The organism is Citrobacter werkmanii (assembly GCF_008693645.1).
GTDB classification, from domain to species: Bacteria; Pseudomonadota; Gammaproteobacteria; order Enterobacterales; family Enterobacteriaceae; genus Citrobacter; species Citrobacter werkmanii.
This window is the reverse complement of record NZ_CP044101.1, coordinates 1,867,033-1,886,528: the sequence shown is the minus strand read 5'-3', so window position 1 is coordinate 1,886,528 and position 19,496 is coordinate 1,867,033. Positions and strand designations below refer to the sequence as shown.

General features: G+C 54.4%; 17 protein-coding genes. 10 read left to right on the top strand and 7 right to left on the bottom strand.

Going from position 1 to position 19,496, the window contains the following annotated elements:
- Positions 1-60: 60 nt before the first annotated feature.
- The gene (ybiJ, locus tag FOB24_RS09555; protein WP_006685371.1) at positions 61-321 is read left to right on the top strand and encodes a DUF1471 family protein YbiJ; all 261 of its coding nucleotides are present in this window, start codon (positions 61-63) and stop codon (positions 319-321) included.
- 52 nt (positions 322-373) lie between these two features.
- Here the strand turns inward: ybiJ and FOB24_RS09550 are convergent, their stop codons facing one another.
- The 5 genes from FOB24_RS09550 to FOB24_RS09530 form a co-directional block, all read right to left on the bottom strand.
- Positions 374-1,504: a malate/lactate/ureidoglycolate dehydrogenase gene (locus FOB24_RS09550; RefSeq protein ID WP_150344822.1), complete on the bottom strand. Its 1,131-nt coding sequence runs from the start codon at positions 1,502-1,504 to the stop codon at positions 374-376.
- A gap of 163 nt (positions 1,505-1,667) precedes the next feature.
- Entirely contained in the window at positions 1,668-2,636 is a 969-nt protein-coding gene (gene ybiB, locus FOB24_RS09545) for a DNA-binding protein YbiB (RefSeq protein ID WP_069323209.1), read from the bottom strand.
- A 28-nt stretch (positions 2,637-2,664) separates the two neighbouring features.
- A complete protein-coding gene (gene dinG / locus FOB24_RS09540) occupies positions 2,665-4,815 on the bottom strand; it encodes an ATP-dependent DNA helicase DinG (protein ID WP_038639097.1) in 2,151 nt (716 codons plus the stop codon).
- 177 nt (positions 4,816-4,992) lie between these two features.
- Complete coding sequence (locus tag FOB24_RS09535; RefSeq protein ID WP_121528796.1) at positions 4,993-6,414, bottom strand: DASS family sodium-coupled anion symporter; 1,422 nt, start codon at positions 6,412-6,414, stop codon at positions 4,993-4,995.
- Positions 6,415-6,447: 33 nt separating this feature from the next.
- Positions 6,448-7,800, bottom strand: a complete 1,353-nt coding sequence (locus FOB24_RS09530; protein ID WP_085047469.1) for a class-II fumarase/aspartase family protein — start codon at positions 7,798-7,800, stop codon at positions 6,448-6,450.
- A 202-nt stretch (positions 7,801-8,002) separates the two neighbouring features.
- Between FOB24_RS09530 and FOB24_RS09525 the strand changes: the two genes are divergently transcribed.
- Positions 8,003-8,737 (top strand): GntR family transcriptional regulator, encoded by a 735-nt coding sequence (locus FOB24_RS09525; RefSeq protein ID WP_150344821.1) that lies wholly within the window; start codon positions 8,003-8,005, stop codon positions 8,735-8,737.
- Between the two features lie 67 nt (positions 8,738-8,804).
- On the opposite strand, the gene rhlE is transcribed toward FOB24_RS09525, so the two are convergent.
- Positions 8,805-10,145 (bottom strand): ATP-dependent RNA helicase RhlE, encoded by a 1,341-nt coding sequence (gene rhlE / locus FOB24_RS09520; protein WP_038639094.1) that lies wholly within the window; start codon positions 10,143-10,145, stop codon positions 8,805-8,807.
- 221 nt (positions 10,146-10,366) lie between these two features.
- Here rhlE and cecR point away from each other — a divergent pair, with 221 nt between their 5' ends.
- The 5 genes from cecR to FOB24_RS09495 are packed head-to-tail and all read left to right on the top strand — an operon-like array spanning position 10,367 to position 16,008.
- Complete coding sequence (gene cecR, locus FOB24_RS09515; RefSeq protein WP_121528794.1) at positions 10,367-11,044, top strand: transcriptional regulator CecR; 678 nt, start codon at positions 10,367-10,369, stop codon at positions 11,042-11,044.
- Positions 11,041-12,036, top strand: coding sequence for a secretion protein HlyD (gene hlyD, locus FOB24_RS09510; RefSeq protein WP_038639088.1), 996 nt, complete (start codon positions 11,041-11,043; stop codon positions 12,034-12,036). Before cecR ends, hlyD begins: the two co-directional genes overlap by 4 nt.
- A complete protein-coding gene (locus FOB24_RS09505) occupies positions 12,029-13,765 on the top strand; it encodes an ATP-binding cassette domain-containing protein (RefSeq protein WP_038639084.1) in 1,737 nt (578 codons plus the stop codon). Before hlyD ends, FOB24_RS09505 begins: the two co-directional genes overlap by 8 nt.
- Complete coding sequence (locus tag FOB24_RS09500; RefSeq protein ID WP_038639081.1) at positions 13,758-14,891, top strand: ABC transporter permease; 1,134 nt, start codon at positions 13,758-13,760, stop codon at positions 14,889-14,891. Before FOB24_RS09505 ends, FOB24_RS09500 begins: the two co-directional genes overlap by 8 nt.
- 10 nt (positions 14,892-14,901) lie before the next feature.
- Positions 14,902-16,008 carry an ABC transporter permease gene (locus FOB24_RS09495; protein WP_003831543.1) on the top strand — a complete coding sequence of 369 codons (1,107 nt, stop codon included), beginning with the start codon at positions 14,902-14,904 and terminating at the stop codon, positions 16,006-16,008.
- Here FOB24_RS09495 and FOB24_RS09490 read toward each other — a convergent pair.
- Complete coding sequence (locus FOB24_RS09490) at positions 15,970-16,380, bottom strand: YbhQ family protein (protein WP_006685384.1); 411 nt, start codon at positions 16,378-16,380, stop codon at positions 15,970-15,972. The two genes, FOB24_RS09495 and FOB24_RS09490, sit on opposite strands and share 39 nt — an antisense overlap.
- A gap of 132 nt (positions 16,381-16,512) precedes the next feature.
- Between FOB24_RS09490 and FOB24_RS09485 the strand changes: the two genes are divergently transcribed.
- From FOB24_RS09485 to FOB24_RS09475, 3 genes are read left to right on the top strand one after another with little or no spacing between them, the layout of a single operon-like run.
- A complete protein-coding gene (locus FOB24_RS09485; protein WP_069323204.1) occupies positions 16,513-17,274 on the top strand; it encodes an endonuclease/exonuclease/phosphatase family protein in 762 nt (253 codons plus the stop codon).
- On the top strand, positions 17,271-18,512 hold the full coding sequence (gene clsB, locus FOB24_RS09480; protein ID WP_150344820.1) for a cardiolipin synthase ClsB: 1,242 nt from the start codon (positions 17,271-17,273) through the stop codon (positions 18,510-18,512). Before FOB24_RS09485 ends, clsB begins: the two co-directional genes overlap by 4 nt.
- Positions 18,512-19,474: a lysylphosphatidylglycerol synthase domain-containing protein gene (locus tag FOB24_RS09475; RefSeq protein WP_121528792.1), complete on the top strand. Its 963-nt coding sequence runs from the start codon at positions 18,512-18,514 to the stop codon at positions 19,472-19,474. Before clsB ends, FOB24_RS09475 begins: the two co-directional genes overlap by 1 nt.
- Positions 19,475-19,496: the final 22 nt, after the last annotated feature.

The window sequence follows — 19,496 nt, the reverse complement described above, 5'->3', positions numbered from 1 at the left end:
CGAAACAACGTCTTCTTACCAGAACACTGACTAACAGAACAAACCTGCGAGAGATTAATCATGAAAAATATTAAATTTGCCGTTGCCGCCATCGCCCTTTCTACCCTGTCATTTGGCGTTTTCGCTGCCGAGCCGGTTTCCTCCACTCAGGCACAAAGCATGAATAAAATTGGTGTGGTATCTGCTGATGGCGCCACCACGCTAGATGGTCTGGAAGCAAAACTGGCTGAGAAAGCCGCCGCTGCCGGCGCAACGGGTTACAACATCACCTCCGCTGTCGGCAACGACAAAATGAGCGGCACCGCGGTTATCTACAAATAACCGAAAGATTACCTGTACGACCCAATGCTCCAACCCTCATTGACCCTGTTTGTTACCCTTTGTTTGCCCGTCCGCCACTGGACGGGCTTTTTTTTGCCTGGTGTTTCAGCCGTTGACGGAATTCCTGTAAAACGGTGTCGGGCATCCCTATTTGCAACGCCGCCTCGCAGATTGCCTGCCAGCTTCCGGCATCCAGCGGAATACCTTGTTCCAGCCTTTCCTCACGAGTATTCACCTCCCACTCACCTGGCAACAGGATCGGGGCGTCATCGGCATGTGGGGACGCTTTTACCCACTCAGTAAATGCCGCGACCTGGTTATCGCAATCCGGCGCGCCGAACAGTTCTGGGTTAATAATAAGGGTGGTCATACAGTTAATGATGGCGTCCGCACTGGTCTGCAGGCTCTCCTCATGTGTGGTTTTACCACCAGAAAGCGCGCCGCCCATAATTTCGCACATCGCCGCCAACGCATAACCCTTGTGTTGAGCGAAGGTCAGCAACGCCCCCAGCGGAGAGACCTGCATCACAGCAGGATCGGTGGTCGGCGCTCCTTCGGCATCAATCAGACATCCCGGAGCCACCGGTTCCCCCTTATGCCATGCCACGCGGGTTTTGCCAAAAGCGATGGCGCTGGTTGCATAGTCCAACAACAACGGGAAAGTATCTTTACGCGGAAAAACGACGCAGAAAGGGTTGGTGCCAAAACGGCTATCGCGGCCGTGGAACGGCGCGACCATCGGGATGCCCACCACATTCACAAAGTGTACCGAGACAAAACCTGCCGCCGCACATTGTTCCGCCCAGTAACCAATGCGTCCGATATGGTGCGAATTGTGTAACGCCACGGCGGCGATACCGTACTGGCGCGCTTTTTCAATCCCAAGCGTCATTGCCTCGTGCGCCGCCACCTGACCAAATGCGCAATCGCCATCAAGCGTAATCACCGCCCCCGCATCTTTAACCACTTTGGCATGACGGTTGATCTGCAGATGTCCCTGCGAGAAGGAGCGAATATAGCTTGGGATCATGCCGATGCCGTGGGAGTCGTGCCCGGCGAGGTTAGAGGCAATCAGATGATCGGCCACCAGCCGCGCTTCCTGCTCGTTACTCCCCATCTGGTGAAAAACGGCCTGAATAAAGGCGTGCAGCGTTGGCACATGGAAGCGATGTCCACTGTTCATTGTTATCTCCTGTTGTGTCGCGTGTTTGTTGTGTTTCTTATTTTTCAACAAACTATGCTGCGCCACGGCAGTCAGGAGATCAATAAACGTGCAGAAATTTCACGTTGATGCAAAGGATGAACCGACAGGCCTGGTAAATGACCTGTCGGGGGGAACAAGAAAATTAGAAGCTTTGCCCGACGCGAGCAAGGCCTTCAGCCAGCGAGGAAGATTCGCCGGTTGCGACCAGGCAGCAGGCCATCTGAATTTTCAACGAGGCCGGAACAGGCTCGCTACCGGCCAGACAACGTTCAATCCAGCGCGCGGTAGTTTCCGGATCTTTTGCCACTGGCAGCGGTACCGGCTCGTCGGGCATCTCACTCTGACGCTCCTGCAACACTCGCACACCGGATGAATCGATCAGGCTTATCTGCGGACAGCGCTGCGGGTTGGCATACACCTCGCCTTCTGTACCGTGCATCAACAAGCCACGGCCACCGATGTCGCTAAAGAATTTCGCCACGCGCGATACATATTCCGGATGCGACACGCTGGCAAGACGCAGCGCGGCATCTTCAGCAAACGGCGTGGCGAGTTTAGCCAGCGTATGCGCGCTGTTACGCACGCCCATTCTCCAGCGCATCGCCAGTTGTTTCTCCAGCGGAGGGCACAGCGCGCTCACCGGGATAAACACCGGCTCATGACCATCGAGTTTTGCCTGCGCCTGCCCCGCATGCCGCGTTGGCGTAATGCCCATCAGTTCGAAAATGGTTTCTGTCAGCACGCGGGTTGGATCTTCACTGACGCCGTGCACCACTACCGGGAAGCCCAGCTTGTGCAGTAAAATTGCCAGCAACGGAGTCAGATTCGCCTGCTTGCGTGCGCCATTATAGCTGGGAATAACAATGGGCATGGGTTTAGCAACCGGCGGCGTCAAGCGAATAGTATGATTCTGCATCGCTTCGTAAAAGCCCAGCATCTCCGCTTCACCCTCGCCTTTAATACGTAACGCAATCAGTACGCCGCCCATCTCAAGCTCTGGTACATCGCCGTTCAGCATATGGGTGTACAGTCCGCGAGCAGTATCCTTATCCAGGTCACGCGCGTGATTTTTCCCTCGCCCAATCTCTTTGATGATTTTGCGGTAATCCATCGATAACTCCTTGCTGTTGCTCACATCGTTAACGCCTGCGGCGGCGCGTGGGTTTCGCTTTTTCTTTTGGTTTTACTATAACGTCTGGCACAGCAGGTTGCTCTATCGGAAATATGGGTAACGCATTCAGTAAACGCTTGCCGTAGTTTTTGGTCAATAAACGCTTGTCATAAATAACGACTTCCCCCCAGCAGCCGTGGCTACGGATGAGTCGCCCGACCTGCTGGATTAAATTAAACGATGCGGCCGGTAAACTCTGTACTTCGAAAGGATAACGATTCAGGCTTTTCAGCCACTCACCCTCGGTGATCACTACCGGGCTGTCGATTGGCGGAAAGGCGATTTTATGAATATGCACCTGCGTCAGCAGGTCGCCTTTCAAATCCAGACCTTCGGCAAAAGATTGCAGACCCACCAGCACGCTACGCTCACCGTTTTGTACCCGTTTGCGGTGTAGCTCCACCAGACGATAGCGCGGCTGATCGCCCTGGACCAGCAACAGCAGACGTAGATCGGCGACGTGCTCAAGAAAACGCTGCATCGCCCGACCGCTGGCAAACAGCACCAGCATGCCCTGATGCTTTTTGCTTTCCAGCTGTTCGCGGAAATAGGCAGCCATTTCCGCAATATGCTGCTCTTCGTTCTCTATCAACGGTTCGTAGCGCATCTGAGGAATAACAATTTTGCCTTGCTCAACATGATTAAACGGAGAATCCAGCGCGACGAAGCGGTCACCGGCCTTTTCTTTGAGGCCGCTCATCTCCTGTAGACGCGAAAAGCTGTTGAGCGAGCGCAGCGTGGCGGAGGTAACGATAATATGTGGTACGCTGCGCCACAGCAGTCTTTCCAGTTGATCGCTCACGCGGATCCCCACGCAGTGGAACCAGACGTGGATCTGCCCGTCACGCACTTCACGCGTCGCCCATTTACTCACCGGAGCGCCTGACGACTGCGCCAGCGAGGCCAGCCGCCACAGCTTGCTTTGCGCTTCGAACATACCCAGCGCCCGGTTCATCTGCAAAATAACCCGATGCAGACGCACAATATCGTGAGTGCCGGTTTTTTCGCTGAGATCGTTGAGGAACAGTTCAGCCAGACCGCGCAGCATTTCTGTGAGCTTCGCCAGGCGCTGACATATCTCCATTACTTCCGCTGGCAGTTCACCCATCGCAAAACGGTGTTCTGCTTCCTGGGTGGCAGGCATATACAGATTAAGAATATTGTTAAGTGAAGAAATCAGTTCATACAGTTCTTCGCAGTGGCCGTTCAGACGCTCAGCATTTGCCAACGGCGGCGTGGTTTTGGGGCGAAACTGCTCAAGGCAGGTAGCCACTAACTTACAAAACAGATCCAACTGCAGTCGATACCAGGGGGCGCTGATTTCCGCACTCATCTCCAGCGCATCGCGCGCAACGTCCGGCAAGTGGTGTCCTTCATCAAGCACCAGCAGCAGGTTTTTCGGCTCCGGCAAAACAGCTTCACTTTCCATGGCGGCCATCACCAGCGCATGGTTGGCAACCACCACTTCGGCTTCCTGAATCTCACGGCGGGCGACAAAAAAAGGACATTCACGATAATAGTGACAATTACGATTCAGACAGCTGGCCTTATCGGTGCTCAGGCGTTGCCAAAGTCCGTCATCAATAGCGATATCCGTGTGATCGCGCAGCCCGTCCCATTTATAGGTGTCGAGGTCGCCTTTCAGCCTGGCGCAGCGCTTTTGCTCTTCCTGGTTATTTGGCGTCAGGTCATCGTCGAGAAAAGCCAGCAGATCCTGCTGATTAGGTTCGGTACTGGCAAGCGCCGCTAAGTTACGCGGGCAGACATAGCGCCCACGACCGAACGCGGCGGTAAAACGCAGGTCAGGAATAATTTTGCGCAGTAACGGCAGATCTTTGCTGTAGATCTGATCCTGCAAGGCGACGTTGGCGGTACTCACCACCAGCGTTTTTTGTTCTTCCCGGGCAATGGCGATTCCCGGAATTAAATAGGACAGGGTTTTCCCCACCCCAGTCGGCGCTTCAATCGCCAGATGCCGCCCTTCTTCCCCGGAGAGCGTTTTCGCAACGTCAGCAATCATCTGCCGCTGCGGTGCGCGGGGGATAAAGTCGGGGATCTGTTCCTGAAGCGCCTTGTACCAGGCGGCAATTTGCGCTTTCAGCGCAGCCGTAAGTGCCATGAGAAAACCTGAAATACTGTATAAACAGCCACTATTGTGGCACATTTCAGGCGCTGGATGTACCTTTTTCCCCCATTCTGGAAAGCGCTTCGCAGCGCGGACTTAAATTGCCGGAAGGCGGCTTACACCCTATTCGGCCTACAGTCAGGTACATTGCAGGCCGAATAAACGCGTCGGCTAATAATATCCCAGTAACTTCCACCACAGCATACCCACGGCAAAAATGATAATGACATTTGCCGTCACCACACAGAGGTTGATTTTGTAAAAGCGCGGGCGTTCAAAATAGCCCTGGGCAAAATAGATGGGGCCAGGTCCACCACCGTATTCCGTATTGCCCCACATCAGATTACTGAAGATACCAAAGCAGATCGCCACCATCATCGGCGGTGCGCCAGCAGCGATCGCCGTGGCCGCAAAAGGGGCATACAGCGCAGCGACATGGCCGGTCGCCGTGGCAAAGAGATAGTGGACATAAATATACAGGATCCCCAGCAAAACAAAGGACTCTATCGCGCCAAATCCCTGAATACCGCTGCCCAGTTTTATCGTCATCCATTTAATAAAGCCCAGATCGGCAAGACCGGTCGCCAGGCTAATAATGACGCTAAACCAGATTACCGTGTCCCACGCTGCATGGTCATTGAGCAGGCTTTTCCAACTGACTGCGCCAGAGGCGAAAAGATAAGCGGCCAATCCCAGTCCGACCGAGGTTGCCGATAATCCCGTGATTAAGCTGGTGCCCCAGCCGACCAATGCCAACACAAAGCCAAACGCGACCTTTTTCTCGTTACTGCTCATCGCACCGAGTTCACCGAGCGCCTGCTTACCCATCGCTTTTGCCTCTGGCGTACGTTTAAGCTCAGGATCCAGCAACTTATAGACCAGAAGCGGCATCAAACAGAAACAGACCATCGCAGGAACAACAGCGGAAACAAACCACCCGCCCCAGGTTATCTCGACGCCTAATGAGGATTTAGCCAGACTCGCCACCAGCGGATTTGCCGCCATCCCGGTGAGGAATATCGCCCCGGTAATGGGCGTAAACTGAAAGCACACCATGGTTAAGAAATCACCAATACGCTTGCCGGTTACTCCCGGAGCCGAACCTAATACGTCATTGATTGAACGAGTGATAGGGAAAATAATCCCTCCGGAACGGGCTGTCACTGACGGCATTGCCGGAGCCATAATCAGATCAGATACCCCCAGCGAATAGGCGATACCCAGGCTACTGCCGCCAAATAGCGATAACATTTTATACGCGATACGTTTCCCGAGCCCTGAGGTGACAAACCCCAGAGAAAGAACATAGGCGCAGAAGATGAGCCATACTGTACCGGACGCAAACCCTGACAGCGCTTTCGCCTCTGGCAAGGTCTTGGTAAAAATCACCACACAAAGCGCAATCAACATTACCGCCCCCGAAGGGAGCGGTTGGGTAAGAATGGCGGCAATGGTCGCGGCAAAAATAGCAAACATATGCCAGGCCTGAGGCGTCAGACCATCAGGTACGGGATAAAACCAAATTATCCCCCCAATCGCCAGCGGTATCAGGAACGCCAGAATGGATTTTCCCGCGACAGAATTCGTTGACATAAAAATATCCTTATTCCGTTAGCCCGAGAACCTTCATTTCTGCGACATATATTTGGCCAGCACCTGATCGACCATCGCGGGTGCCATTCCCAGGTAGTTTGCCGGGTCGGTCAGTTTCTCAATCAACTGCGGATCCAGTCGTTCTGCAACAGATGGCATCGCATTCAGCACATCAGCCAGTCGTCCCCCCTGTTCGTTGACGATACGGCAGGCGTCGTACACAACATCATGCGCATCCTGACGACCGATGTATGGCGCCAGTCCCATCATGACCGCCTCAGCCACAATCAGGCCGTTGGTCATACCGAGGTTACGTTTCATCGCCGCTTCATCGACTATCAGCCCCGCCAGCATAAAATTGGCCTGATGCAACGCCCCTGCGCTGAGGACGAAACTTTCCGGGATAGCAATCCATTCCGCATGCCACGGCCCGGTCGCCCGTTCCAGGTCCTGCACCATCGCATCCAGCATCAGTCCCGCTTGCTGACGCACGCCTTTAGCACAGGCCAGCATCAGTTCGCTGGAGATCGGGTTGCGTTTCTGCGGCATGGTACTGCTGGCGCCACGCCCTTTAACAAACGGCTCATACAGCTCGCCAAACTCATTGGCTGCCAGCAACATTACGTCGTAGGCAATCTTACCCAGCGAACCAGTAATCACCGCTAACAAGTTAACCGCTTCGGCAAAACCATCACGCGCGACGTGCCAGGTGGACGTTGGAACATTCAGTCCAAGCTCTTCCATCATCGCTTTTTGTACCGCCAGCCCTTTATCCCCCAGCGATGCCAGCGTACCAGCTGCACCCGCAAATTCGCCGACCAGAACACGAGGACGCGCCTGGGTAAGACGTTCCGCGTGGCGTTCAAACATATCCAGCCAGATGGCCGCTTTATAACCGAAGGTCACGGGCAAAGCCTGTTGTAAGTGGGTTCTCCCGGCCATTGGCGTATCACGGTAGCGACGTGCGAGGTCTGCGAGCGTCGCACGAAGTTTGTTTATATCGGTCTCAATTAACGTGAACGCATCACGAATTTGTAGGACTACCGCGGTGTCCATAATGTCCTGAGTGGTTGCCCCCCAGTGCACATAGCCGCCGGACTCGCCAGCCTGTTTAGAAATCTGGTGCACCAGCGGTAGGATCGGATACCCCACTATTTCGGTTTCATGGCGCAATAAATCAAAATCGAGCGTGTCGGCATTACATTTCTCGGCAATTTCCTGCGCCGCCGCCTCAGGTATTACGCCACAGCGCGCTTGAGCCTTAGCCAACGCAACTTCCACTTCCACGTATTTGCGCACCAGCTCGCGATCGTCAAACACCGCGCGCATCGCCGGTGTGCCGAAAGAATCCCTGAACAGAACAGAATCAAGTACATTCGAAGCCATAAATCCCCCTGGAAAATCTGATAATGATAAGATGCTTGTTTACGGCGGTTTGTTGGATATTCAAACGCCGCCACAATGTCCAGACATTATCAAATGTCCGTACATTTAAATGTACGGACATTTATAGTATTCATAAGAAATGTAGGGAATAGTCCGTACAAATTTTCGTGATAAAGATCACTAATTTTTTGATGAAACTGCGATGAAAGAATCTCTGTACAAGCGAATAGCACGTGAACTGGCACAGCAAATTTCGGTGGGAACCTTTGCCCCCGGCTCGCTGTTTCCTACGGAAATGGAACTGTGCGAAACATGGCAGGTCAGCCGCCACACCATGCGTGAGGCGCTAAGGGAATTAACAGAGCAAGGTTTGATTTCACGGCGTAAAGGCGCAGGCACCCGCGTTTGCGAACCTAAGGCTAACAGCGTCAATCATCCGCTATCGCATCTTGAGGATCTGCTACTGCTGGCCAGGAACAATCTGCGCGTCATCAAGAAAATCGATGAGATTGTGGCGGACATAGAGTTGTCCCAGTTGATTGGCTGCCCGCCAGGTTCCCGATGGCTGCACATTGCCAGTACCCGTGAAGATGCGCAAAACCCGGACGCGCCAATTTGCTGGACCGACAGTTACGCCAGCAAGGACTACGCCAAGCTGCGCACGTACATCCGCGATGATCCGCACTCGTTAATTAGCGATCTGATCGAAACGCACTACGGTATTAAAAGTCATGAAGTTCACCAGACGATTACGGCAGTTGGCGTGCCTAAGAAGATGGCAAAAATCCTTAACGTAGCACCTGATTCTCCGGCGATGAGAATTGTGCGCCGCTATCTGGACAGGGAAGGAAAAGTTTTTGAAACGACGATTTCTGTTCACCCAGCAGGACGCTATACCTGCTCAATCGTGCTGAAATCGCAAAGCTCAGGGGAATGATTGACCTGGCCGGCCTACACAACGTGTAGACCGGATAGCATGTTTATACTGCCATACAGCAGGTGAATTACTGCGCTGAAGACGGTCTGCGCGGACGGCGCGGTGGACGAGGCTTATCGCCTGCCGGTTTGCCTTCGCCGCTACGCGGTTTCCCTTTCGGCGCGCCGCCATCCTGACGACGCGGCTGCTGGCCACGTCCTGCTCCGCCCTGGCCGCGACCGCCGCCACGCTGCTGGCGACCGTTCTGAATCGGCTCAGCTTTGATAGACGGGTCTGGCTCGTAGCCTGGCGTTGCAATACGCGGGATCTCTTTTTTCAGCAGCTTCTCGATATCACGCAACAGTTTGTGTTCATCGACGCACACCAGAGACAACGCTTCGCCGGTGGCGGCCGCGCGGCCGGTACGACCAATACGGTGCACGTAATCTTCCGGGACGTTTGGCAACTCGTAGTTCACCACGTGCGGCAGCTCTTCAATATCCAGCCCGCGCGCGGCAATATCGGTCGCCACCAGCACGCGAATATCACCGGATTTAAAATCGGCCAGCGCACGCGTACGCGCGCCCTGAGATTTGTTACCGTGGATCGCCGCGCTGCGAATGCCGTCTTTATTCAGTTGTTCCGCCAGATGGTTCGCACCATGTTTGGTACGGGTAAACACCAGCACCTGCTGCCAGTTGCCCTGACCAATCATCTGCGACAACAGTTCACGTTTGCGTTTTTTATCCACGAAATGCACATGCTGAGTCACCTGCTCGGACGCGGTATTACGACGCGCCACTTCAATTTCCAGCGGGTTGTGCAGCAGCTTTTCGGCCAGCGATTTAATATCGTCAGAGAACGTTGCCGAGAACAGCAGGTTCTGGCGTTTTGCCGGCAGTTTCGCCAGAACGCGACGAATGTCATGAATAAAGCCCATATCCAGCATGCGGTCAGCTTCATCCAGCACCAGGATCTCAACCTGATCCAGTTTCACCGCATTCTGGTGTTCCAGATCGAGCAAACGACCCGGGGTGGCAATCAGCACATCTACGCCGCCACGCAGCTTCATCATCTGCGGGTTAATGCTGACACCGCCGAAAACCACCAGCGAGCGAATATTGAGATACTTACTGTAATCACGTACGTTTTCGCCAATCTGGGCCGCCAGCTCGCGAGTCGGCGTGAGGATCAGCGCACGAACCGGACGACGGCTTTTACCATGCGGCTGATGAGTCACAAGATGCTGCAACAACGGCAGGGTAAAACCTGCTGTTTTCCCCGTACCGGTCTGGGCGCTGGCCATCAGATCGCGGCCTTCCAGCACGGCGGGGATCGCCTGCTGCTGAATAGGGGTAGGTTCACGGTAACCCTGCTCGGCAACGGCACGTAAAATCTCAGGGTTCAAACCAAGGGAATCAAAAGACATAACAACTCCGAACCGCCCTGACCGTTACCGGTGTCGTTTTCAGGGAGATACACACAATAGAGATGACAAAAACCACAATGTCATGAAGGGGCGGAGTGTAGCAGTTTTTGTGATGTACCGCATAAATTATCCCTTCATCGGAAATTAACCTCGCGGACTGGACAAGGTGGCATATCAGTCATAATCTTAATCAATCGATTGATTAAGATCAGAGCCGCGCAATGAATACACCCACCATGACAACCAAAGGCGAACAGGCGAAAAACCAGCTCATTGCCGCCGCGCTGGCGCAGTTTGGCGAGTATGGTCTGCACGCCACAACGCGCGATATCGCCGCGCAGGCCGGACAAAACATTGCGGCCATCACCTACTATTTTGGCTCAAAAGAGGATTTATACCTCGCCTGCGCCCAGTGGATTGCCGATTTTATTGGTTCACAGTTTCGCCCGCATGCGGAAGAAGCCGAGCGTCTGTTTACTCAGCCGGAGCCCGATCGTGGCGCGATGCGCGAACTTATCCTGCGCGCCTGTAAAAATATGATCATGCTGTTAACCCAGGACGACACCGTTAACCTGAGCAAGTTTATCTCACGCGAACAGCTTTCACCCACCGCGGCTTATCAACTGGTACACGACCAGGTTATCAATCCGCTGCATACCCACCTGACGCGCCTGATTGCTGCCTATACTGGTCGCGATGCCAACGACACCCAAATGATTCTGCACACCCACGCCATACTCGGCGAGGTGCTGGCCTTTCGTCTGGGGAAAGAAACTATTCTGTTGCGTACGGGCTGGTCACAATTTGATGAGGATAAAACCGCGCTGATTGAGCACACCGTTACCTGTCACATCGATCTTATTCTGCAAGGTTTAACGCAAAGGAGTCTGGAGTCATGAAAAAACCTGTCGTTCTCGGGCTGGTTATCGCGGCCCTCGTTGCCGTGATTGCTGGTGGAACGTGGTGGTATCAAAGTCGGCAAGATAACGGTCTGACGCTCTACGGCAACGTCGATATCCGTAGCGTCAATCTGAGTTTTCGCGTCGGCGGCAGGCTGGCCTCGCTGGCGGTTGACGAAGGCGACGCCATTACCGCCGGTCAGGTGCTGGGAGAACTGGACCACGCGCCGTATGAAAACGCGCTAATGCAGGCAAAAGCGAATGTTGCCGCCGCCCAGGCACAGTACGATCTGATGCTGGCCGGTTATCGTGAAGAAGAGATTGCGCAAACCGCAGCGGCGGTCAAACAGGCGCAGGCCGCCTATGATTATGCGCAGAATTTCTACAATCGACAGGTAGGACTGTGGAAAAGCCGCACCATTTCCGCTAACGATCTGGAAAACGCCCGTTCATCACGTGACCAGGCGCTGGCCTCACTGAAATCCGCGCAGGATAAACTCGCCCAGTATCGCAGCGGTAATCGTGTGCAGGATATTGAGCAGGCGAAAGCCACGCTCGAACAAGCACAAGCTGAGCTGGCGCAGGCTGAACTGAATTTGCATGACACCACGTTAACCTCTCCGTCTGACGGCACGATTCTCACCCGGGCGGTTGAACCGGGTAGCATGCTGAACGAAGGCGGCACGGTACTGACGCTATCACTCACGCGTCCGGTCTGGATTCGCGCCTACGTTGACGAACGAAATCTAAGCCAGGCGCAGCCAGGACGCGAAATCCTGCTCTACACCGATGGCCGCCCGGACAAGCCTTATCACGGTAAAATTGGCTTCGTGTCGCCTACCGCCGAGTTTACCCCGAAAACGGTCGAGACCCCTGACCTGCGCACCGACCTGGTTTATCGTCTGCGCATTGTGGTGACCGACGCAGACAATGCGCTGCGCCAGGGGATGCCGGTAACAATAAAGTTTGGTGATGAGGCACGGCATGACTGACGCCGTCATTACGCTGAATGGGTTGACGAAAAACTTTGCCGGAATGGAAAAACCGGCCGTCGCCCCGCTCGACTGTACCGTTCATGCCGGCTACGTGACCGGGCTTGTCGGGCCGGACGGCGCGGGCAAAACCACGCTGATGCGGATGCTGGCGGGTTTGTTAAAACCCGACGCCGGAAGTGCTGCGGTAATTGGCTTTGATCCCATCAAAGACGACAGCGCCCTGCACGCCGTGCTGGGTTATATGCCGCAGAAATTTGGCCTGTACGAAGATTTGACGGTCATGGAGAACCTCAATCTCTATGCCGATTTGCGCAGCGTCACCGGCGACGTGCGAGAAAAAACCTTTGCCCGGTTACTGGAATTTACCTCGCTGGGTCCGTTTACCGGACGACTGGCAGGCAAGCTTTCCGGAGGCATGAAACAGAAGCTCGGGCTTGCCTGTACGCTGGTGGGCGAGCCTAAAGTGTTGCTGCTGGATGAGCCCGGCGTGGGCGTCGACCCGATATCCCGCCGCGAGTTGTGGCAAATGGTCCATGAACTGGCGGGCGACGGGATGCTGATCCTCTGGAGTACCTCCTATCTGGATGAAGCCGAACAGTGTCGTGATGTGCTGCTGATGAATGAAGGCGAATTGCTGTATCAGGGCGATCCGACCCAGCTTACGCAGACGATGGCCGGACGCAGCTTTTTAATGAGCAGCCCGCAGGAAAATAACCGCCGACTGTTGCAACGCGTGTTAAAACTGCCGCAGGTCAGCGACGGGATGATTCAGGGGAAATCCGTCCGTTTGATCCTGAAAAAAGAGGCTACGGCCCAGCAGATTCAAGACGCGAACGGTATGCCGGAGATAATCATCAACGAAACCGCTCCCCGTTTCGAGGATGCTTTTATCGATTTACTCGGCGGGGCCGGAACATCAGAGTCACCGCTGGGCGCCATCCTGCATACCGTGGAAGGCACGCCTGGCGAAACGGTGATCGAAGCCAAAGCGTTGACCAAAAAGTTTGGCGATTTTGCCGCTACCGACCATGTAGACTTTGCCGTGCAGCGCGGCGAGATTTTTGGCCTGTTAGGCCCCAACGGCGCCGGGAAATCCACCACCTTTAAAATGATGTGCGGTCTGCTGGTTCCTACCTCCGGCAAAGCGCTGGTGCTGGATATGGATCTCAAGGTTAGCTCCGGCAAAGCGCGTCAGCATCTGGGCTATATGGCGCAGAAATTCTCCCTGTACGGCAACCTGACGGTTGAACAGAATCTGCGTTTTTTCTCCGGCGTCTACGGCCTGCGCGGTCGGACGCAGAAAGAGAAGATCGATCGCATGAGTGAGGCATTTGGCCTGAAAAGCATCGCCTCCCACGCTACCGACGAGCTACCGCTGGGCTTTAAACAACGTCTGGCGCTGGCCTGCTCGCTGATGCATGAGCCAGATATCCTGTTTCTCGATGAACCCACTTCCGGGGTTGATCCCCTTACTCGTCGAGAATTCTGGTTGCATATCAACAGCATGGTGGAAAAAGGCGTCACGGTAATGGTGACGACCCACTTTATGGATGAGGCGGAATATTGCGATCGCATCGGACTGGTTTATCGCGGCAAACTGATCGCCAGCGGCACGCCGGACGACCTGAAAGCAAAGGCTGCCGATAACGACACGCCGGACCCCACCATGGAGCAGGCGTTTATTACGCTCATCAATGACTGGGATAAGGAGCATACGCATGAGTAACTCCGCGCTCTCATGGCGACGCGTACGCGCGCTGTGCGTAAAAGAGACGCGCCAGATCGTCCGCGATCCCAGCAGTTGGCTGATTGCGGTGGTGATCCCGTTGTTGCTGCTGTTTATCTTCGGCTACGGAATCAACCTCGACTCCAGCAAGCTGCGAGTGGGAATTTTGCTCGAACAGCAGAGCGAAGAGGCGCTGGATTTCACCCACACCATGACCGGTTCGCCGTATATTGACGCCACCATCAGCGATAACCGTCAGGAATTGATTGAGAAAATGCAGGCCGGGCGCATTCGCGGGCTGGTGGTGATCCCGGTAGATTTTGCCCAACAAATGGCGCGACCTGGCGACACAGCCCCTATTCAGGTGATCACTGACGGCAGCGAACCGAATACCGCCAACTTTGTGCAGGGTTATGTCGAAGGCATCTGGCAGATTTGGCAGCAACAGCGGGCTGAGGACCGCGGGGAATCATTTAAGCCGTTAATCGATGTGCAGACCCGCTACTGGTTTAACCCGGCGGCTATCAGCCAGCACTTTATAATTCCCGGGGCGGTAACCATCATCATGACGGTGATTGGCGCGATCCTCACCTCGTTAGTGGTGGCGCGTGAATGGGAGCGCGGCACCATGGAAGCGCTGTTGTCTACCGAAGTTACCCGCGTCGAGCTGCTGCTGTGCAAACTGATCCCCTATTACTTTTTAGGCATGCTGGCGATGCTGCTGTGTATGCTGGTGTCGGTGTTTATTCTTGGCGTGCCCTATCGCGGCTCGTTGTTAATCCTGTTTTTTATCACCAGCCTGTTCCTGCTCAGTACGCTCGGCATGGGCCTGCTTATCTCCACCATCACCCGTAATCAATTTAACGCCGCGCAGGTTGCGCTGAACGCCGCTTTCCTGCCCTCGATTATGTTGTCGGGGTTTATCTTCCAGATAGACAGCATGCCGGCGATTATCCGCGCGGTGACTTACATTATTCCGGCGCGCTATTTCGTCAGCACCCTGCAAAGCCTTTTTTTGGCGGGCAACATTCCGGTGGTGCTGATTATCAACGTGCTGTTTTTAATCGCTTCGGCGGTAATGTTTATTGGCCTGACGTGGCTGAAAACCAAACGTCGGCTGGATTAAGGGGACGGGCATGTTTCATCGCTTATGGACATTAATTCGTAAAGAGCTGCAATCGCTATTACGCGAGCCGCAGACGCGAGCCATTCTGATTTTACCGGTGCTGATTCAGGTCATTCTGTTCCCGTTCGCAGCGACGCTGGAAGTGACCAACGCCACTATCGCTATCTATAACGAAGACAATGGCAAACACTCGGTGGAGCTTACCCAGCGCTTCGCCCGCGCCAGCGCCTTTACGCATGTCCTGTTACTGAAAAGCCCACAGGAGATCCAGCCCACCATCGACACGCAAAAAGCGCTGCTGCTGGTGCGCTTCCCGGCCAATTTTTCGCGGAATCTGGATACCTTCCAGCAAGCGCCCATGCAAATTATCCTCGATGGACGTAACTCGAACAGCGCGCAAATTGCCGCCAATTACCTGCAGCAGATCGTGAAGGAGTACCAGCAGGAGCTGATGGACGGCAAGCCAAAACCGAACAACAGCGAACTGGTGGTGCGTAACTGGTATAACCCGAATCTGGACTACAAATGGTTCGTGGTTCCGTCGCTGATCGCCATGATCACCACCATCGGCGTGATGATCGTCACCTCGCTGTCGGTGGCGCGCGAGCGCGAACAGGGCACGCTCGATCAACTGCTGGTCTCCCCGCTCACCACCTGGCAGATTTTCATCGGCAAGGCAGTGCCCGCGCTGATTGTGGCCACTTTTCAGGCCACCATTGTGCTGGCGATCGGCATCTGGGCTTATCACATTCCGTTTGCCGGTTCACTGGGGCTGTTCTATTTCACGATGGTGATTTATGGGCTGTCGCTGGTCGGTTTTGGTCTGCTGATTTCATCGCTGTGCGCCACCCAGCAGCAGGCGTTTATAGGCGTATTTGTCTTCATGATGCCGGCGATATTGCTCTCAGGCTACGTCTCGCCGGTCGAAAACATGCCGGTATGGTTGCAGAATCTGACGTGGATAAACCCGATCCGCCATTTTACGGACATCACGAAACAGATTTACCTGAAGGATGCGAGTCTGAAGATTGTCTGGGGAAGTTTGTGGCCGCTGTTGGTGATCGCGGCCACAACCGGCTCAGCGGCGTATGCGATGTTTCGACGCAAGGTGATGTAGCTTTTTATCTTTCGCCAGCAGCGACACCACGGCGGGTCCGGCAAGGATCACCAGCCCCGCCAGAGCCAGCAAGACGTTGTTTTGCAGCACGCGCGACAGCAGCCACAGTACAATCATCGCGGCACCGAAATACCACGTCGTAGTGAGTTCTTCCAGCACATCCGCCACGTCGCGCCAGCGCTGTTCATGGTGACGTTGTAAGGCCAGCATTAATAAAACCGTTACGCCGTAAACGACGCATAATCCCAGGCCGACGTGCACCAGCGTGCCGCTCATCCAGCCCATTACCAGCAATGCCACTACCAGTAAATGCAACACAATCTGCCAGCAACTTAGACCCGTTGCGACACGAACACGTTGTTGCCACCTCATGGCTTTTCTCCTGAAGGATTTTCGACTAATTGTTCAGAGTACCGGACTTTACGGAAAATTCCGCAACACCGCATCTTTTTGTGACGACGACTACACTATTTTAATCAGGAAAGTGATGCCAACGGGAGAATCATGGCCAGACAAACAGAACGGTTTTCATTCAATGTGCTCACCATTAATACTCATAAAGGATTTACCGCCTTCAATCGGCGTTTTATTTTGCCTGAGCTGCGAGAGGCCGTCAGAACGGTCGGTGCGGATATTGTGTGCCTGCAAGAGGTCATGGGCGCGCACGAGGTGCATCCTCTGCATGTGGAAAACTGGCCGGACACCACGCACTACGAATTTCTGGCGGATACCATGTGGAGCGACTTCGCTTATGGACGTAACGCCGTGTATCCGCAGGGGCATCACGGTAACGCTGTGCTGTCGCGCTATCCTATTGAACATTATGAAAATCGCGATGTGTCGGTCGGCGCGAGTGAAAAACGCGGGGTCCTGTACTGCCGCATCGTGCCGCCGATGCTCTCCCACCCGGTTCACGTGATGTGTGTCCATCTCGGTTTGCGTGAAGCCCACCGTCAGGCCCAACTCGCTATGCTGGCAGAGTGGGTGAATGCCTTACCTGAGGGTGAGCCCGTCGTGGTCGCCGGTGATTTCAACGATTGGCGACAAAAAGCTAATCATCCGTTGAAAGCCAATGCCGATCTTGACGAGATCTTTACCCGCGCCCACGGTCGCCCGGCGCGGACGTTTCCGGTGCAGTTTCCCCTGCTGCGTCTCGACAGGATCTATGTGAAAAACGCGAATGCCAGTACCCCAACGACGCTGGCGCTGCGTCACTGGCGACATTTGTCCGATCATGCCCCTCTGAGTGCGGAGATTCATTTATGAAATTTGGCTGGCGTGAAGGCAATCAAATTCAACTGCTGGAAAACGGCGATCAGTACTACCCCGCCGTGTTTGACGCCATTGAACAGGCGCAGCAAAAAATTATCCTCGAGACCTTCATCTGGTTTGAAGATGCGGTCGGAAAACAGCTGCATGCCGCGCTGCTGAGTGCAGCACGTCGCGGTGTTAAAGCGGAAGTGCTGCTGGATGGCTATGGTTCGCCGGACCTCAGCGACAGTTTCGTTAATGAGCTAACCGCAGCCGGCATTGTTTTCCGCTATTACGATCCGCGCCCGCGTCTGTTCGGCATGCGCACCAATCTCTTTCGCCGTATGCATCGCAAAATTGTGGTCATTGATGACCGCGTTGCTTTCGTCGGCGGCATCAATTATTCCGCTGAACATATGTCTGATTACGGCCCTGAGGCCAAGCAGGATTACGCCGTACGCGTTGAAGGTCCCATCGTGGCCGACATCCTGACATTCGTGCTGGAAAACTTGCCGGGTCAGAGCGCCGTACGCCGCTGGTGGCGACGTCATCATCGCGCAGTCGAAAATCATCGGCCTGGCGAAGCGCAGGTACTATTTGTCTGGCGCGACAACGAAGAGCATCGCGATGATATTGAACGTCATTATTTGAAAATGCTTACCCAGGCCAGGCGGGAAGTGATCATTGCCAATGCCTACTTCTTTCCCGGCTATCGCTTTCTGCATGCCCTGCGTAAAGCGGCCCGACGCGGCGTTCGGGTAAAACTCATCGTGCAGGGTGAACCAGATATGCCGATTGTGAAAGTGGGCGCCCGCCTGCTGTACAACTATCTGGTTAAAGGCGGCGTCCATGTCTATGAATATCGCCGTAAACCTCTGCATGGCAAGGTAGCGCTGATGGACGATCATTGGGCGACGGTAGGCTCCAGCAATCTTGACCCGCTCAGCCTGTCGCTGAATCTGGAAGCGAATCTCATTATTCATGACCGTGCGTTTAACCAGACTCTGCGCGACAACCTGAACCCGATTATTGCGCAGGACTGCAAGCGGGTTGATGAATCCATGCTGCCCAAACGCACCTGGTGGAACCTGACCAAAAGCGTGTTGGCGTTCCACTTTTTACGCCATTTCCCGGCGCTGGTCGGCTGGCTACCCGCACATACACCACATCTGACTGAGGTAGAACCGCCCGCACAGCCTGCCATGGAAACGCAGGATCGCATTCAAACTGAGGATGTCGGAGGAAAACCCTGATGGCCAAAGCACATCCGCGCTGGCGGTTAGCGAAAAAAATACTCACGTGGCTATTTTTCATTGCCGTCATCGTGTTGCTGGTCATTTATGCCAGCAAGGTCAATTGGGAAGAGGTCTGGACGGTAATCCGGGATTACAATCGGACTGCCCTGCTCAGCGCCGTGGGGTTGGTAATCGTCAGTTATTTACTCTACGGCTGCTATGATCTCCTCGGCCGACATTACTGTGGGCACAAGCTGGCAAAACGCCAGGTCATGCTGGTGTCGTTTATCTGTTACGCCTTCAACCTGACGTTAAGCACCTGGGTGGGCGGCATTGGGATGCGTTATCGACTCTACTCGCGCCTCGGGTTGCCGGGGAGCACTATTACGCGGATTTTTTCACTGAGTATTACCACCAACTGGCTCGGCTATATTCTGCTGGGCGGCTTTATTTTTACCTTTGGCGTGGTCGAGCTGCCCGCGCATTGGTATATCGATGAAGGTACGCTGCGCATTTTAGGCATTGCGCTGCTACTGATTATTGTCGTTTATCTGTGGTTTTGCGCCTTCGCGAAACATCGCCACATCACCATCAGGGGCCAAAAGCTGGTGCTGCCTTCCTGGAAATTTGCCATCGCGCAAATGGTGATATCCAGTACCAACTGGATGGTGATGGGAGCCATTATCTGGCTGTTGCTGGGTCAGGATATCAACTATTTCTTCGTGCTGGGCGTGCTACTGGTGAGCAGTATTGCCGGGGTTATCGTACATATTCCGGCGGGGATCGGCGTGCTGGAGGCGGTTTTTATGGCGTTGCTGGCGGGGGAAAATACTTCTCAAGGCAAGATTATCGCCGCCCTGCTTGCGTATCGCGTCCTCTATTATTTTATTCCGCTGCTGCTGGCGCTTATTTGCTACCTGTTGCTGGAAAGTCGGGCGAAAAAGCTGCGGGCGAAAAACGAGAAGGCAATGGCGAAATGATGGTGTATATAGTGCCGGATGC

What these genes read in the sequence shown, in the direction of transcription:
- hlyD (WP_038639088.1), top strand. Translation starts at nt 11,041, where the DNA reads ATGAAAAAACCTGTCGTTCTCGGGCTGGTTATCGCGGCCCTCGTTGCC.
- FOB24_RS09495 (WP_003831543.1), top strand. Translation starts at nt 14,902, where the DNA reads ATGTTTCATCGCTTATGGACATTAATTCGTAAAGAGCTGCAATCGCTA.
- FOB24_RS09490 (WP_006685384.1), bottom strand. Translation starts at nt 16,380, where the DNA reads ATGAGGTGGCAACAACGTGTTCGTGTCGCAACGGGTCTAAGTTGCTGG.
- FOB24_RS09475 (WP_121528792.1), top strand. Translation starts at nt 18,512, where the DNA reads ATGGCCAAAGCACATCCGCGCTGGCGGTTAGCGAAAAAAATACTCACG.
- FOB24_RS09500 (WP_038639081.1), top strand. Translation starts at nt 13,758, where the DNA reads ATGAGTAACTCCGCGCTCTCATGGCGACGCGTACGCGCGCTGTGCGTA.
- rhlE (WP_038639094.1), bottom strand. Translation starts at nt 10,145, where the DNA reads ATGTCTTTTGATTCCCTTGGTTTGAACCCTGAGATTTTACGTGCCGTT.
- FOB24_RS09535 (WP_121528796.1), bottom strand. Translation starts at nt 6,414, where the DNA reads ATGTCAACGAATTCTGTCGCGGGAAAATCCATTCTGGCGTTCCTGATA.
- cecR (WP_121528794.1), top strand. Translation starts at nt 10,367, where the DNA reads ATGAATACACCCACCATGACAACCAAAGGCGAACAGGCGAAAAACCAG.
- FOB24_RS09505 (WP_038639084.1), top strand. Translation starts at nt 12,029, where the DNA reads ATGACTGACGCCGTCATTACGCTGAATGGGTTGACGAAAAACTTTGCC.
- clsB (WP_150344820.1), top strand. Translation starts at nt 17,271, where the DNA reads ATGAAATTTGGCTGGCGTGAAGGCAATCAAATTCAACTGCTGGAAAAC.
- FOB24_RS09550 (WP_150344822.1), bottom strand. Translation starts at nt 1,504, where the DNA reads ATGAACAGTGGACATCGCTTCCATGTGCCAACGCTGCACGCCTTTATT.
- FOB24_RS09530 (WP_085047469.1), bottom strand. Translation starts at nt 7,800, where the DNA reads ATGGCTTCGAATGTACTTGATTCTGTTCTGTTCAGGGATTCTTTCGGC.
- dinG (WP_038639097.1), bottom strand. Translation starts at nt 4,815, where the DNA reads ATGGCACTTACGGCTGCGCTGAAAGCGCAAATTGCCGCCTGGTACAAG.
- FOB24_RS09485 (WP_069323204.1), top strand. Translation starts at nt 16,513, where the DNA reads ATGGCCAGACAAACAGAACGGTTTTCATTCAATGTGCTCACCATTAAT.
- FOB24_RS09525 (WP_150344821.1), top strand. Translation starts at nt 8,003, where the DNA reads ATGAAAGAATCTCTGTACAAGCGAATAGCACGTGAACTGGCACAGCAA.
- ybiJ (WP_006685371.1), top strand. Translation starts at nt 61, where the DNA reads ATGAAAAATATTAAATTTGCCGTTGCCGCCATCGCCCTTTCTACCCTG.
- ybiB (WP_069323209.1), bottom strand. Translation starts at nt 2,636, where the DNA reads ATGGATTACCGCAAAATCATCAAAGAGATTGGGCGAGGGAAAAATCAC.